This window comes from Glutamicibacter sp. MNS18 (assembly GCF_026107515.2).
Lineage (GTDB): Bacteria > Actinomycetota > Actinomycetes > Actinomycetales > Micrococcaceae > Glutamicibacter.
In genome coordinates, this window is record NZ_JAPCHW010000003.1 from 276,210 (window position 1) to 291,358 (window position 15,149).

The following is a 15,149-nucleotide window of genomic DNA, read 5'->3' on the forward strand; positions in this document are numbered from 1 at the left end:
TGGAAGTTTGCTAGTGCTTAGAGGGCGTTAACCTTCTTGGCAATGGCCGACTTGCGGTTTGCAGCGTTGTTCTTGTGAAGAACACCCTTGCTCACTGCCTTATCGAGCTTGCGGCCGGCTGCCTGCAATGCCTCGGTTGCCTTTTCCTTGTCACCAGCTGCAACTGCAGCGTTGACGTTACGGATCACGGTCTTGACCTCGGAGCGGACTGCGACATTGCGGACGCGGGCCTTTTCGTTGGTCAGGTTACGCTTCTTCTGGGACTTGATGTTAGCCACTTAATAAACTCTCTCGTTTATTGTCTTATACGGTCGGTAGAGGGTTCATCCTTCAGGCCATCGACTGAGCGGTGTGGGGCACCTATGGCGACCCGAAGGGGGCGTGTCGCCCAACCTGCGCGACACACATCGATAAACTTTACCAGATGTTCACAGCCGGATCGAACCCATGCAGGCCCTGCGCCAGGTGACCTACGGCAAGTTTGCGGGGTTACCTGTTCGCGGCGAACTTCTGGGCAACGCGCTTGAACCGTTCCCGGTCAAGTACCGCACCCTCGCGGCGCACGTCGTTCGCCGCCAGGCGGATCACCCGGTCCAGTTTCACCTCGCTGGGCCGCCCCTGCCTATCCCAGGCCCCGGTCCCGATATCCAGGTAGTCGCGGTCCTGGTGCTGGCCGTTGGTGTTGTCCTTGGAGGTCAGCATCAACCCGAGCAGCCACTGCCCGTCACGGCCCACCAGCAGCACGGGTCGGTCCTTGCCCTGTGAATGGTCTTCCTCGTAGGGGACCCAACCCCAGACCACTTCGCCCGGGTCGGGCTGCCCATTGGAATCCGGGCTGTACTCGAAGGTGACCGGTCCGCTGTAGTCACCCGGATAGCTCCCGGTGGCCCCGGAGCCCGTTGCCCTCCTGCCGGCCGGGGCTGAAGCCGGTTTCGGCGGCGTCGGGCCGCGTTGCCCGGATGCCGGTTGCGCACGCGAGATCTCGCGCACGACGCGGTTCAGGAACGAGAAGAACTTTCGTGCGTTGAATGCCATAGAGCACAAACTACCAGCGCAGGTTCGGGCAATAGCGTGCTTTGGGCTGAATCATGACAGAATAGAGACCAAATCCACGTGTATCCTACGTTATCTAGTGAGGTCTGTTTAGGTGTCTCCTATGGCCCGCACCGCTCCGGTGCCTGCCGCGACTGAGCCGTCGCTCATCCGGAACTTCTGCATCATTGCTCATATCGACCATGGCAAATCGACCCTGGCGGACCGCATGTTGCAGCTGACCGGTGTGGTTGCAGCACGCGATATGAAAGCCCAGTACCTCGATCGGATGGATATCGAGCGTGAGCGCGGCATCACCATCAAGTCCCAGGCCGTGCGCATGCCCTGGGAGGTCGACGGGGTGTCCTACGCCCTGAACATGATCGACACCCCGGGACACGTGGACTTCACCTACGAGGTGTCCCGTTCGCTGGCCGCCTGCGAAGGGGCGATCCTGCTGGTGGACGCGGCCCAGGGCATCGAGGCCCAGACCCTGGCCAACCTGTACCTGGCGATCGAGAGCGATCTGAACATCATCCCGGTGCTGAACAAGATCGATCTGCCCAACGCCCAGCCCGAGAAGTACGCCGAGGAACTGGCCGGCCTGATCGGCTGCGAGCCCGAGGAGGTATTGAAGGTCTCGGGCAAGACCGGTGAAGGTGTCGAGGCGCTGCTGGACGAGGTCATCCGGCAGTTGCCGGCACCGACCGGGCAAGCCGACGCACCGGCCCGTGCCATGATCTTCGATTCGGTCTACGACACCTACCGCGGTGTGGTGACCTACGTGCGTGTGGTGGACGGCAACCTGCGGCCCCGCGAACGCGTCCAGATGATGTCCACCGGAAGCACCCACGAACTGTTGGAAATCGGTGTTTCCTCACCCAACCCGGTCCCCACCAAGGGCCTGGGTGTGGGTGAGGTGGGCTACCTGATCACCGGCGTGAAGGACGTGCGCCAGTCCAAGGTCGGCGATACCGTCACCAACAGCGTGAAACCCGCCACCGAGTCCCTCGGCGGCTACGAGGAACCCAAGCCCATGGTGTTCTCCGGGCTCTACCCGCTGGACGGCACCGATTACCCGGCCCTGCGTGACGCCCTGGACAAGCTGCAGTTGAACGATGCGGCGCTGATCTACGAACCGGAAACCTCCGTGGCCCTGGGCTTCGGCTTCCGTGTGGGTTTCCTGGGGTTGCTGCACCTGGAAATCACCCGCCAGCGTCTGGAGTCCGAGTTCAACCTCGACCTGATTTCCACCGCACCGAATGTGGTGTACGAGGTCATGGGTGAGGACAAGCAGATGATCACCGTGACCAATCCCTCGGAATTCCCGGACGGGAAGATCCTGGAGGTCCATGAGCCGATGGTGGCGGCCACCATCCTGGCCCCGAGCGAGTTCATCGGTGCGGTCATGGAGCTGTGCCAGAACCGTCGCGGTACCCTGCGCGGCATGGACTACCTCTCCGAGGACCGCGTGGAAATGCGCTACCACCTGCCCCTGGCCGAGATCGTGTTCGATTTCTTCGACCACCTCAAGTCCCGCACCCGGGGTTACGCCTCGCTGGACTGGAAAGCCGACGGGGAGCAGGTCGCCGACCTGGTCAAGGTCGACATCCTGCTCCAGGGGGACCAGGTGGACGCGTTCAGCGCCATTACCCACCGCGACAAGGCCTACTCCTACGGCACCATGATGACCGGCAAGCTGCGCGAGCTGATCCCGCGCCAGCAGTTCGAGGTCCCGATCCAGGCCGCCATCGGCTCGCGCATCATCGCCCGCGAAAACATCCGAGCCATCCGCAAGGACGTGCTGGCCAAGTGCTACGGCGGCGACATCAGCCGTAAGCGCAAGCTGCTGGAAAAGCAGAAGGAAGGCAAGAAGCGCATGAAGATGGTCGGCCGTGTCGAGGTGCCTCAGGAGGCCTTCATCGCCGCGCTGTCCACCGAAGAACCGAAAAAGAAGTAGATGCCCGCAGTCTTGCCTGACGGCGACCCGGCTCCGGCCGACGGTCTGCTCCCCGCCTCGTGTGCCCACGAGGCGGCGGGGCGGAGCATGTCCTTCTACGTCCATATCCCGTTCTGCAGCGTACGCTGCGGCTACTGCGACTTCAACACCTACACCGCCACCGAATTGGGCTCCGGGGCCACCCAGGCCAGCTACGCCGCCACGGTCAGCCGCGAAATCGATTTCGCCCGCCAGGTCCTGGACAGCTCCGGGATCCCGGATCGCCGGATCGATACCGTGTTCTTCGGTGGTGGCACCCCGACCCTGCTTCCCGCGGCGGACCTGGCCCGGGTACTGGGACGGATCAAAACCAATTTCGGATTGGTCCCCGGCGCCGAAGTGACCACCGAGGCCAACCCGGACTCGGTCAGCTCCGAATCGCTGGCCGAACTGGCTGCGGCCGGTTTCACCCGGGTGTCCTTCGGCATGCAGTCAGCGGTCCCGCACGTACTCAAGGTGCTGGACCGCACCCACAACCCCGAACGGGTACCGCAGGCAGTGGCCTGGGCCCGAGAGGCGGGCTTGGAGGTGAGCGTTGACTTGATCTACGGCACCCCGGGCGAATCGCTGGCGGACTGGCGTACCAGTGTCGAAGCGGCCTTGGGCTACAACCCGGACCATATCAGCGCCTATGCGCTGATCATCGAGGACGGGACCAAGTTGGCAGCGCAGATCCGCCGCGGCCAGGTGCCGGATATCGATGATGATGACCATGCCGAAAAATACCAATTGGCCGACGAGCTGTTCGCCGCAGCCGGCTTCAGCTGGTACGAGGTCTCGAACTGGTCCCGTGGGCCGCGGCATGCCTGCCGCCACAACCTGGCCTACTGGCAGGGTGGGGACTGGTGGGGTGCCGGTCCCGGGGCGCATTCGCATGTGGGCGGCCTGCGCTGGTGGAATGTGAAACATCCGGCGGCCTACCAACAGCGGATCGACGCGGGGATCTCCCCATCGGCCGGGCGGGAATTCCCCGATGCCCAGGCCGTGCAGCTTGAACGCACCATGCTGTTGACCAGGCTGAACACCGGCATGCAGGTCTCCGAACTGGAACCGGCCGGGCGCAAGGCCGTGGCCGGGCTGATTGCCGACCAACTGGTTGAACCCGGGCAGGCCCTGGCAGGGACCATCGTGTTAACGCAAAGAGGCCGGCTGCTGGCCGACCTCGTGGTGCGTGAACTGCTGGATTTCTAGGGCTACTTCATCAAGCGCAGGTTCAACGGGTAACGGTACGGCCGGCCCTTGTTGACCTGGATGCCGGCGATGGCACCCATCAGGGTCATGAACACCCACAGGGCAACCCCGCCGATGGCGAAGATCCAGCCGATGACCGGGAGGATGGTCAGGATATTGAGGATGATCGCCAGCACGGTCAAGGGGAAGGTGAAGTTGAATGCTTCCTTGGACTCCTGGGCGGTGAAGGGCCCCCGGTCACGGTAGATCGCAAAGATCACCGCGGAGGGGACACAGCCCAGGATCCCGCCGAAATGTGCAAGCATCGCCCACTGCCGGTCTTCCGAGGGGCTCAACGGTAAGGCGGTGACCTTTGAACCTTCGAAGCGTGAGTTTTCCGATGAAGACTCAGTCTGGCGTGATGACACGGGCGTGGATCCTTGCGGTACGGGACGGGTAGGTACATCTTCGATTGTAGCCACCCGACCGGAGGCCGCTGACCAACCCGCCGGGCTTTGGCCGCTATTCCTCGATTGTTAGGAAACCGTAATCTTCGGTGGTGAGGAAATCGATCAGGTGCTCGACCTTGCCCAGCAGTTCCGGTTGGAGCTGGGAGTAGAATTCGACCTTCGACAGGATGCGCTGCCATCCCAGACCAATGTCCTCGGCGGTGCGATGCGGCCAGCCGAAACTGCGCAGGACCCCGGTTTTCCAGTCGGTACCACGCGGGATGACCGGCCAGGAATCGATTCCCAGCACCTCGGGCTTCACCGCCTGCCAGATATCCACGTAGGGGTGACCCAGGATCAGCACATTCCCGGCCGCACCGGGCACCCGCATCGCCTCGGCCACGATCCGCTCCTCCTTGGTCCCGGAGACCAGGTGGTCGACCAGGATGCCCAGGCGGCGTTGCGGCGAGGGGTCGAAACCGGAGATGGCCGATGCCAGGTTATCTACGCCGTGCAGCGGTTCCACCACGATTCCCTCGATGCGCAGGTCATGGCCCCAGACCTTCTCCACCAGTTCGGCATCGTGCTTGCCTTCCACCCAGATGCGGCTGGCCCGGGCGGTGCGCGCCTTCTGCCCGGCCACGGCCCGGGACCCGGAACTGGAAAGCAGGGTCGCCGGTGCCGCCGCCTGGGCGCGCGGTTCAAGCAGTTCCACCGCTTCACCTTCGAGCAGGAAGCCGAACCCGGACTGGAAGGACTTGCGCCGTCCGTGCCGGTCCTCCAACACGATGACCCGCATCCCCCCGGACTTCTCCGTTGCCACCAGCTCGCCGACCCAACCGGACTGCACATCTTCCAGGATCAGTCCGCGTTCCACCGGCACCTGGCGCAGCTTCTTTTTGGGCGGTGCGCCCAGGTCCATTGCACCCCAAGGGTAGTTGCTCACTGATCGTGCCCTTTCGCTGTGATCGAATACCGCTCGGGTTCCCATGCTAGCAATGGCCGAACGTATTAGACTTAGCAGTTGAGGAGTTCGAGTGCTAGAAGCCTGAGGGCGTGGAAGGCGGTGTTTGGGTGAGTGAAGTACGGCGTCTGGATGTCTTGCGCGCGATCGTCGAGGACTACGTGCAGTCCCGGGAACCGGTAGGGTCCAAGACCCTGCTGGACCGGCATGACCTCGGCGTTTCGGCGGCAACAATTCGCAATGACATGGCCGCGTTGGAGGATGAGGGGCTGATCGCCGCCCCGCACACCTCCTCCGGACGGGTGCCCACGGAAAAGGGCTACCGGCGTTTCGTGGATGAGATCAGCGAGATCAAACCGCTGTCCCGTGCCGAACGTGATGCGATCAACAAGATCATGGACACCTCCCACGACCTGGAGGAAATGCTGCACAGCACCGTTCGCCTGCTCGCCCGGCTGACCAACCAGGTGGCCATGATCCAGGTACCGCAGTACGACACCGCCTCGCTGCGGCATATCGAGCTGGTCGGGCTGGGACCGAACCAGGTGCTGCTGGTGCTGATCGCCTCCAACGGCACCGTTGACCAACGGGTGCTGCATTCCAACCAGGGATTCACCGACGAGTCCCTCGCGGCCATGAAGGTCGGCATTCTCTCCTCCTATGCCGGCTACCAGCTCTCCGAACTGGATGCGCTGCTCGGTGCCGGCACGGCGGACCAAGCGGGGATGGAACAGGACCTGCACGGCGAGATCCTGCACGCCTTGCGGGAAATGGCCCATTCAGCCACCGAACAGCGCATCCTGATGGCCGGGACCGCGAACCTGGCCCGGGTCGGCGGCGATTTCCCGCTGAGCATCACCCCGGTACTCGAGGCTTTGGAGGAACAGGTGGTGTTGCTGAAGCTGTTTTCCGAATTGGAAGCCGATTCACGCGGTGTGTCGGTGAGTATCGGCACCGAAACCCATATTGGCGAGCTCTCCGACGCCGCGGTGGTGGCCACCAGCTACGGCCGGGACACCCGCAACAAGCTCGGGGTGCTCGGACCCACGAGAATGAACTACCCCTCGTCCATGGCCTCGGTGCGTGCGGTCGCCCGCTACCTGTCCAAGATCTTGGCGAACTAGGCAAGCCCCGCAGGGTCTTGCAACAACTACAGACTTCTATCAACGGTTACGAAAGGACACGCGAAACGTGAGCTCGCATTACGAGACGCTGGGTGTCGAGAAGGACGCTACGCAACAACAAATCAAGAGCGCCTATCGCAAACTGGCCCGCAAGCTGCACCCGGATGTGAACCCGGGTGAGGATGCCGCGGAAAAATTCAAGTTGGTGACCCGCGCCTACGAAGTGCTCTCCGATGAGTCCAAGCGTGCGAACTACGACGCGACCGGCGATGAGAACGGCAACGGCCAGCCCGGCTTCGGTGGTGGCGGATTCGGTGGATTCGGGGACATCTTCGAGCAGTTCTTCGGCGGAGCCGGCGGCGGCCAGGGACCGGCGCCACGCACCCAGCGCGGCCGTGACGCGCTGATCACCGTCACCATCGACCTGGAAGACGCGGTCAAGGGCACCGTCTACCCGCTGGAGATGGAAACCGCGGTGGTCTGCAAGTCCTGCAACGGCTCCTGCTGCCGCGAGGGCAGCAGCCCGGTCACCTGCACCATCTGCCGCGGGCAGGGCCAAGTGCAGCGCCCGGTCCGTTCCTTCCTGGGCCAGATGATGACCGTGGAGACCTGTGCCGCCTGCCGCGGCTACGGCACCACCATCCCGGACCCCTGCCTGGAGTGCAACGGCGAAGGCCGGGTACGCGAACACGTGTCCAAGCAGCTGAACGTGCCCGCCGGCGTCGCCTCGGGCACCCGGATCCAGCTGCGTGACCAGGGTGAGGCCGGCCCCGGCGGCGGACCCAACGGTGACCTGTTTGTCGAGATCGAGGTGCGCCGCCACAAGGTCTTCGAACGCGCGCAGAACGACCTGCACGCCAAGATGAGCATCCCGATGACCGCCGCTGCGCTGGGCTGCGAACTGAAACTCGATACCTTCGACGGGCAGCAGTCCGTCCAGGTTGAGGCCGGGGCGCAGGACGGCCAGACGGTGACCATCCCCGAACTCGGTGTGCCGCGGTTGCGCGGCGGCAAGCGCGGGGACATCATCGTGCACCTGAGCGTGGAGACTCCCACCAAACTCGATGCGGCCCAGCGTGAGCTGCTCGAGCAGCTGGCCAAGTTGCGCGGCGAGGAATTTGCCGCCGGCCAGGTGGAGCACTCCGGGGGGATGTTCTCCCGGTTGCGCGACAAGCTCGGCCAGCGCTAGGCGATGAGCAACCACAGCTTCGTGATCGAGGCGCAGCTGGCCGCCACGGCGCAGCCCGGCGACCGGCTGCGCATCGAAGGCACCGAGGCCCATCATGCGGTGAACGTCAAGCGGGTGCGCAGCGGTGAACGGCTGGATCTGCTCAACGGGCAGGGCCGCCGCGTGGTCATCGAGGTGATCGGCACCGACAAGCAGGGCATGGATGTCCAGGTCCTGGAGATCGTCGACGAGGCACCGCCGGCGCATCCCATCGGCCTGATCCAGGCCCTGGCGAAGTCCGACCGCGACCTGCAGGCCGTGGAGGCCGGGGTCGAATTGGGTATCAGCGCGGTGCGGCCCTGGCAGGCCGATCGGTCGATTGCGCGCTGGAGCGCTGGCAAAACCGAGAAGGCCCTGGCCAAGTGGCGGGCGCAGGTGCGCAGCGCACAGAAGCAATCGCGGCGCAGCTTCGAACCGATCGTGCACGAACCGCTGAACAGCAAGTCGCTGGCCCGGGAAGTTCAGGGCCTGGTGAACGGCGGCGAGCTGGTGCTGGTCATGCACGAGGCGGCCGACACCCCGCTGGGACAACTCGTGGATAACTGGCGGCAAGGGCAACAGTCCCCGGCCGGAGTCTGGATCATCGTGGGTCCCGAAGGCGGGATCAGCGACACCGAGCTGGAGCAGTTGACCCAGGCCGGGGCCCGGGCGGTGGTGCTCGGTGAGCACGTACTGCGCGCCTCCACCGCCGGTCCGGCCGCAGTGGTGCTGGTGCGCCACCTGCTGGGGGACATCTAGCAGGAAGCGCGCAAGACCGGAGGGGCTGTCATCCATAGTGGATGACGGCCCCTCCGGCATTAAAACGTGGAAGTCTAGCGGACCTCGAACATGCTGGTGACCCGGGCGATCTTGTCCTGGGATCCGGAGTTCTGCCCCCAGAGGGTGATCCGGTACTCACCCGGCGCCAACGTAAGGTCGCGGGTGAACGAGCCGTCCTCGGCTACCTCGGTCGGGTTGATGCGTTCCACTTCGTCGATCGGCGCCCAGTCATTCGAAGCGGTACCCTTCTCCAGCTGGTAGTAGATGCCATCGCTGAAGCTGATCGAGCGCCCATTGAGCTTGACGGTCCCGGAGGCGGTCTCCACCCCGTTTTGCGGGTCGATGATCCAGATCGGGGCCATCAGGCTGGCATCGCGTTGGTATTCGGATTCCAGGCGGAAGTCATTGAACACGGTGGCGTTGGTGGACCCGTCCACCAACAGGCGCAACCGGGGGGTGGTTCCGTTGGCCAGCAACCCGGCGTTGGCTGCGGCAGCGGTGCCGGTGAACACCAACTGCTGGATGCTGCGCCGGGCCAGGCCCTCGTCGAGTTTGGCGCTGAAAACCCGCTGCGGCAGGTCCAGGGTGATCACGTTGTCGGCGCTGATCGACACCCCGATATCGTTGCTGGGTTTCAGGTAGGTGAACCAGCCTTCCTTGCCCGGTTCGCCATTGAGCAGATAGGTCACGGCATCGGTGACCGGGTCCCCGCTGGATTGGGTATTGGCGTACTCGCGGTAGAGGTACACGCCGTCGTTATTGGCCTGCATCCAGTAGACCGGAACCATTTCCTTATCCGAGAGTTTCTCCACTCCGTCGGACGCCGCCGGAAGCCGTGCCGCGGCACTGGCGGCGCTTTCGGGCATACGGTGCTCTTCCTCGTGCGTCGCGGCGCCACAGCCAACAGCCACGGCAAGGCCAACGGCCACTACCGCGGCCGTGATACGCCGTGACGTCCACCCTGCAAGCAATCCAAACACCTATCCATTCAACCCTAAATGTGACGCGGAACTCATGGGTAACATATGTTCCGCGCTAAAAACCTTGCCACATCCACCTGAATGGATCGGGCCAAAACCACCCAGAATCCAGATCTGTAACCAAATCTATATGTTCATTTACATGACAAAACACGGGTTTTTGTGGCGAAACGGGAATAGCTCCCACAGCACGCGGCGTTGTCGATAGACTAGGACAAATCCTAGAAACCCGTCGTCCAAGCCTAAAAGGGGCCCTAAGCACCGTATGCAGGTTGAAACAAACCCGATGCCGACCGAATCCGATCGTGCCTCCTTGACAGTTACCTTTGACCATGCCGAGCACATGATTTCCACGCTGGGTCCCAATGACGAGTTGTTGCGGATCCTCACCGGCGCCTTCCCCGGCGTGGAATTGCGCCCCGCCGACTCCCGTTTGACCCTGTTGGGCGAGGCCAAGCAGGTCCGCCGCGCGCAACGGGTGCTGGAGGAGGCACGCAGCCTGGCCGGCCGCGGTGCGCGGATGAGCGTGGAGACCATCGAACAGATCATCCGCATGGTCTCCGGCGGGAACACGGAAACCTCCGACGTGCTGGGACTGAAGATCCTGTCCGGGCGCGGCAAGTCCATTCGCCCCAAGACCGTTAACCAGAAGACCTATGTGGATGCGATCGATGATTCGACCATCACCTTCGGGATCGGCCCGGCAGGTACCGGCAAGACGTTCCTGGCCATGGCCAAGGCGGTCGCCGCGCTGCAGGACAAGCAGGTGAACCGGATCATCCTGACCCGCCCTGCCGTCGAAGCGGGGGAGAAGCTCGGTTTCCTGCCCGGCACGCTCAGCGAGAAGATCGACCCGTACCTGCGCCCGCTCTATGATGCGCTGCACGACATGGTTGATCCCGAATCCATCCCGCGCCTGCTGGAAGCCGGCACCATCGAGGTCGCCCCGCTGGCCTATATGCGCGGACGCACGCTCAATGACGCCTTCGTGATCCTGGACGAGGCGCAGAACACCACCGCGGAACAGATGAAGATGTTCCTCACCCGTCTGGGCTTCGGCTCCAAGATGGTGGTCACCGGGGATATCACCCAGGTGGACCTGCCGGGCAACGCCGCCTCGGGGCTGCGCGTGGTCACCGAGGTCCTCGAGGGCATCGATGACATCACGGTCTGCCAGCTGGACGCCACGGATGTGGTGCGCCACCGGTTGATCGCCGATATCGTCTCGGCCTACGACCGCTGGGACGCAAGCCAACGCAAGGATTCGACCCGTGGACGGCGCAGCAAATGAGTATTGAGGTCAACAACGAAACCGACTACGAGATCGAGCTGGCCGCGGTCGAGAAGCTCTCACGTTTCGTCCTGGAAACCATGTTCCTGCACCCCACTACCGAGGTGTCGATCGTGTTCCTTGACGAGGCGGCCATGAGTGACTTGCACGTGGAATGGATGGACCTGGAAGGTCCCACCGACGTGATGAGCTTCCCGATGGACGAACTGCGTCCGGGTTCGCTGGGCAAACCCTCCGAAAGCGGGATCCTTGGCGATATCGTGATCTGCCCGTCGGTGGCCGCCGCCCAGGCGAAGAAGGGCGGGCACTCCTTTGACGACGAGGTGCTGCTGCTGACCACCCACGGCCTGCTGCACCTGATGGGCTTCGACCATGAGGAAGAGGAAGAGAAAACCGAGATGTTCGGGATCCAACGCCAGCTGCTCGAGTCCTTCCTCGGCCGCCCGGCCCCGAAGGAGACGGTGGAATAGCCGGTGATCACGGTCCTAGTCATCGCCGCCCTGGTCTTCATGGCCTCCGCGGCGGTTCTCACGGCAGCGGATTCCGCCTTCTACGCACTGAGTCGGCACGCTGCGGAAAAACTGCGCGTCGAGGCCCGCTCCAAGGCGCTGGGCAAGATCCTGGAGGACACCGGCACCCACGCCCAGTCGATCCGTTTCTGGCGGATCTGGTTCGAAACGGCCTCGGCGGTGGCCATCGCCCTGGTCTACTCGCTGCTACTGGAGAACATCTGGCTCACCGGCCTGTTCGCCACCATCACCATGGCCGGACTGGGATTCGTCCTTGTCTCGGTCTCCCCGCGGCGCTACGGGCAGGCCAACGCCGCCACGGTGGTGCGTTTCACGGCCCCGCTGGTACGCACCCTGCGCTTGCTGCTGGGGCCGGTCACCAACTGGTTGGCCTCCATCGGCACCGCGCTCTCGCCCTCGGCGGCCAACCACCAGTCCGGCTACCTGGACAAGGACCGGCTGCGCGACATCGTGGACCGTGCCAGTGAGGGCACGGATCTGGAGGAGGAATCCGCGGAACTGATCTCCTCGGTCATGGACCTGGAGGAAACCAACGTCCGGGCCGTCATGGTGCCGCGCACCGAGATGGTCTACTTCGATTCCGATACCACCATCCACCGGGCCCTGGACCTGTTCATGGCCTCGGGCTTCTCACGTATCCCGCTGGCCGGGGAGGACTCCGATGACCTGCAGGGAGTGATCTACCTCAAGGACCTGATCCGCGAGGTCCACGGTCTGCAACAGGCCTCGAACCTCTCCGAGCTGGCCCGGCCGATCCGCTTCGTCCCCGAATCCAAGAATGCCGCCGAATTGCTGCAGGAACTGCAGCAGGAAGCCATCCATTTGGCGATCGTCGTCGACGAGTACGGCGGTACCGCCGGTTTGGTGACCCTGGAGGACCTGATCGAGGAGATCGTCGGTGAGATCGACGACGAATACGATCGCACCCGGGTGGACCTGATCGAGAACGAGGACGGTTCCGTGGTGGTCCAGGCGGTGGCCTCGATTGACGACTTGGCCGACCACTTCGATATCGAGATCGAGGAAGAGGATGTCGATACCGTCGGCGGGTTGCTGTCCAAGACCCTGGAATCGGTGCCGGTGCTGGGATCGACCGCCGAAACCCACGGGCTGCGGCTGGAAGTCGTATCCCTTGCCGGGCGGCGCAACCGCATCGGCAAAATCCATGTAGAGCGCCTCACCCAGAGCGCTTCTGACGATAAAGAAACCACAGAGGAACCAACCCATGGCTGAAAAGAACATCCTGCCGGTCACCGGCCAGTGGCCCGAGAACTTCCGTTCCGGATTCACCTCCTTCGTCGGACGGCCCAACGCCGGCAAGTCCACGCTGACCAACGCGCTGGTCGGGCAGAAGATCGCCATCACCTCGGCCAAGCCGCAAACCACCCGCCATACCATTCGCGGGATCGTGCACCGGGAGGATGCCCAGCTGGTGCTGGTGGACACCCCCGGGTTGCACCGTCCGCGGACCCTGCTGGGCCAGCGGCTCAACGACCTGGTCGCCGAGACGCTCTCCGAGGTGGACGCGATCGGTTTCTGCATCCCGGCCAATGAGAAGATCGGCCCCGGAGACCGGTTCATTGCCGCGCAGCTGGCCCAGTTGCAGCGCAAGCCGATTATCGCGCTGGTCACCAAGGCCGACCTGGTGGACCGCGAGGCGTTGGCCGCCCAGCTGATCGCCGTGACCGAATTGGGCAGCGAGAGCTTCGGCCCGGACGGGTTCGCGGCCATCGTCCCGGTCAGCGCGGTCAAGGACTTCCAGGTGGAGCAGGTGGCCAACGTGCTGGCCGAGAACATGCCTGCGGGCCCGCCGCTGTACCCGGATGGGGAGCTGACCGACGAACCCGAATCCGTGATGGTCGCCGAGCTGGTGCGCGAAGCCGCCCTGGAGGGGGTACGCGACGAGTTGCCGCACTCGCTGGCCGTGGTCGTGGAGGAGATGGTGGCCCGCGAAGGCCGCTCCGAGGACAACCCGCTGATCGACATCCACGTCAGCCTGTATGTCGAACGCCCCAGCCAGAAGGCGATCGTGATCGGCAAGGGTGGATCACGACTGCGTGAGGTCGGGACCAACGCCCGCAAGGGTATCGAGAAGCTGCTGGGCACCAAGGTCTACCTCGACCTGCATGTGAAGGTCGCCAAGGACTGGCAGCGCGACCCGAAGCAGCTGGGCCGCCTGGGCTTCTAGCCGACCGTCCACCGCGCGGCTATTTGGCTATCCGCGCACCGATCTGCCGGGCCACCAAACGGTCCACGCCCGGCAGGTTGGCCGCGGTAAGCACCGCCCGGCGCAGCAGCAGCCGGTAGCGGTTCGCCGGAAGGAAACTTGCCGCCGCGCGCCGGCCCGAGGCCTGCGCGGTGCGGACTATCGGGCGCCACCGGTCCCCGAAGGCAGCCAAGGCCCCCGGGATCTGTTCGGGTGTGCCCACAGGATGCAGCTGCCGGGCAAGCTCGACGGCCCCGGCCAGCGCCAGCGAACCTCCCTGGCCGGCCAGCAGCGACACCGCGCCACCGGCGTCCCCGAGCAGAACGGTATGCCCGCGGTGGAACTGGGGCATCACCACCTGGGCCACCGCGTCATCGTAGGGGTCCTGCGGGCACAGCCGCAGCAACTGCTCCACCTGGGATCCCAAGCCCCGCAGGTGCCACCGCAACCGCTCGGCGGTCCCCGGTGGCACTTCCTCCGGCACCGGAGCGGGACGGTAGACCAGGAACACCGCCACCCGGCCGCCGGGCAGCCCGTAGAATCCTGCGGTGCGTCCGATGCTGTCGGTGAGCAGGAAGCGTCCGCGGATCCGCCGGTTCATCTCCGGTGCCTGCACGATATAGGCCGCCGCCCGCATGCCCAGATCCCGCAGGTACTGCTCCTGCCCGCCGAACACCTGCGAACGCACCACGGAGTGCAGCCCGTCGGCACCGATGAGCAGGTCAGCGGTAAACGGCTTGTCCCGTTCGGCACACCAGATGGCCATCCCGCCGGCGGTAGGCCGCACCTTCACCGCCGTGCAGCCGTAGCGCAACTGGACCCGGCCGGCCGGCACATCCTCCAGGGATTCGCGCACGGCGGTTTCCAGCTCCGGGCGCAGCAGGCTGAGCACCTTGCCCCCGACCAGCCGGGAGAACCGCTCGTAGTTGATATGAGCGGTTTCCCGTCCACGGGAATCGATGTAGCTGGCCGTTTGGACCCGGTGGGCCACCGCGGCCAGCCGCGGATAGATGCCGATACTTTCGGCGGCCAGGACACCGGGGCCGAAGAAGTCCATCATGTAGCCCTCCGGGCGCGGACTCCGGGACCGTTCCAGGACACTGACCTGCCAGCCGGCCAACCCCAGTTGCCGTGCGGCCACCAGCCCGGCGACGCCCGCGCCGATTATCACAACGTGCATGATCCACCCGGTTTCCTGGCCCGGCAATAGAATGTGGCCTCCCATTCTTCGCCGTCCACCGCCGGCTGTCCAGTGCCCATCCACGGCCTACCGTGACACATTCATGCAACAAGTTCTGCACCCCGGGGACATGGTGTTATGCTCGACACGTGCATTTCGAGCTTCTACTTCTACTTAGCCGCTGCGAGGATCCAACGGACCGCTAGTGGTCCCTCGGCCGACCCCTCGTTGCGGAGT

The 15,149-nt window shown here is 64.3% G+C and carries 15 protein-coding genes; 9 read left to right on the plus strand and 6 right to left on the minus strand.

The window, feature by feature from the left end; genetic code table 11:
* Window positions 1-17 precede the first annotated feature (17 nt).
* Together rpsT and OK351_RS04855 are read right to left on the minus strand one after the other, a co-directional pair.
* Window positions 18-278 carry a 30S ribosomal protein S20 gene (gene rpsT, locus OK351_RS04850; protein WP_265156337.1) on the minus strand — a complete coding sequence of 87 codons (261 nt, stop codon included), beginning with the start codon at window positions 276-278 and terminating at the stop codon, window positions 18-20.
* A gap of 211 nt (window positions 279-489) precedes the next feature.
* Window positions 490-1,035, minus strand: a complete 546-nt coding sequence (locus tag OK351_RS04855) for a type II toxin-antitoxin system PemK/MazF family toxin (RefSeq protein WP_265156339.1) — start codon at window positions 1,033-1,035, stop codon at window positions 490-492.
* Between the two features lie 112 nt (window positions 1,036-1,147).
* Between OK351_RS04855 and lepA the strand changes: the two genes are divergently transcribed.
* The gene (gene lepA, locus OK351_RS04860) at window positions 1,148-2,992 is read left to right on the plus strand and encodes a translation elongation factor 4 (protein ID WP_265156341.1); all 1,845 of its coding nucleotides are present in this window, start codon (window positions 1,148-1,150) and stop codon (window positions 2,990-2,992) included.
* Window positions 2,993-4,222 (plus strand): radical SAM family heme chaperone HemW, encoded by a 1,230-nt coding sequence (gene hemW, locus OK351_RS04865; protein ID WP_265156343.1) that lies wholly within the window; start codon window positions 2,993-2,995, stop codon window positions 4,220-4,222.
* 2 nt (window positions 4,223-4,224) lie between these two features.
* Here hemW and OK351_RS04870 read toward each other — a convergent pair whose 3' ends face one another.
* Both OK351_RS04870 and OK351_RS04875 read right to left on the minus strand, forming a co-directional pair.
* Complete coding sequence (locus OK351_RS04870; protein WP_371931379.1) at window positions 4,225-4,557, minus strand: DUF4870 domain-containing protein; 333 nt, start codon at window positions 4,555-4,557, stop codon at window positions 4,225-4,227.
* Between the two features lie 166 nt (window positions 4,558-4,723).
* Complete coding sequence (locus tag OK351_RS04875; RefSeq protein WP_371931380.1) at window positions 4,724-5,641, minus strand: DUF3097 family protein; 918 nt, start codon at window positions 5,639-5,641, stop codon at window positions 4,724-4,726.
* Window positions 5,642-5,724: 83 nt separating this feature from the next.
* On the opposite strand from OK351_RS04875, the gene hrcA reads away from it, so the two are divergent.
* The 3 genes from hrcA (at window position 5,725) to OK351_RS04890 (ending at window position 8,704) form a co-directional block, all read left to right on the plus strand.
* A complete protein-coding gene (gene hrcA, locus OK351_RS04880) occupies window positions 5,725-6,738 on the plus strand; it encodes a heat-inducible transcriptional repressor HrcA (protein WP_265156349.1) in 1,014 nt (337 codons plus the stop codon).
* A 67-nt stretch (window positions 6,739-6,805) separates the two neighbouring features.
* A complete protein-coding gene (gene dnaJ / locus OK351_RS04885) occupies window positions 6,806-7,927 on the plus strand; it encodes a molecular chaperone DnaJ (RefSeq protein ID WP_265156351.1) in 1,122 nt (373 codons plus the stop codon).
* 3 nt (window positions 7,928-7,930) lie between these two features.
* The gene (locus OK351_RS04890) at window positions 7,931-8,704 is read left to right on the plus strand and encodes a 16S rRNA (uracil(1498)-N(3))-methyltransferase (protein WP_265156353.1); all 774 of its coding nucleotides are present in this window, start codon (window positions 7,931-7,933) and stop codon (window positions 8,702-8,704) included.
* 74 nt (window positions 8,705-8,778) lie between these two features.
* Here OK351_RS04890 and OK351_RS04895 read toward each other — a convergent pair whose 3' ends face one another.
* Window positions 8,779-9,591: a GerMN domain-containing protein gene (locus OK351_RS04895; protein ID WP_265156355.1), complete on the minus strand. Its 813-nt coding sequence runs from the start codon at window positions 9,589-9,591 to the stop codon at window positions 8,779-8,781.
* 379 nt (window positions 9,592-9,970) lie between these two features.
* On the opposite strand from OK351_RS04895, the gene OK351_RS04900 reads away from it, so the two are divergent.
* The 4 genes from OK351_RS04900 to era are packed head-to-tail and all read left to right on the plus strand — an operon-like array spanning window position 9,971 to window position 13,714.
* A complete protein-coding gene (locus tag OK351_RS04900) occupies window positions 9,971-10,996 on the plus strand; it encodes a PhoH family protein (RefSeq protein ID WP_265156357.1) in 1,026 nt (341 codons plus the stop codon).
* The gene (gene ybeY / locus OK351_RS04905) at window positions 10,993-11,466 is read left to right on the plus strand and encodes an rRNA maturation RNase YbeY (protein ID WP_265156359.1); all 474 of its coding nucleotides are present in this window, start codon (window positions 10,993-10,995) and stop codon (window positions 11,464-11,466) included. The genes OK351_RS04900 and ybeY overlap by 4 nt, the downstream gene beginning before the upstream one ends.
* Before the next feature lie 3 nt (window positions 11,467-11,469).
* Window positions 11,470-12,759 carry a hemolysin family protein gene (locus tag OK351_RS04910; protein WP_265156361.1) on the plus strand — a complete coding sequence of 430 codons (1,290 nt, stop codon included), beginning with the start codon at window positions 11,470-11,472 and terminating at the stop codon, window positions 12,757-12,759.
* On the plus strand, window positions 12,752-13,714 hold the full coding sequence (gene era, locus OK351_RS04915) for a GTPase Era (protein WP_265156363.1): 963 nt from the start codon (window positions 12,752-12,754) through the stop codon (window positions 13,712-13,714). The genes OK351_RS04910 and era overlap by 8 nt, the downstream gene beginning before the upstream one ends.
* A gap of 19 nt (window positions 13,715-13,733) precedes the next feature.
* Here the strand turns inward: era and OK351_RS04920 are convergent, their stop codons facing one another.
* Complete coding sequence (locus OK351_RS04920) at window positions 13,734-14,912, minus strand: FAD-dependent oxidoreductase (protein WP_265156365.1); 1,179 nt, start codon at window positions 14,910-14,912, stop codon at window positions 13,734-13,736.
* Window positions 14,913-15,149 lie beyond the last annotated feature (237 nt).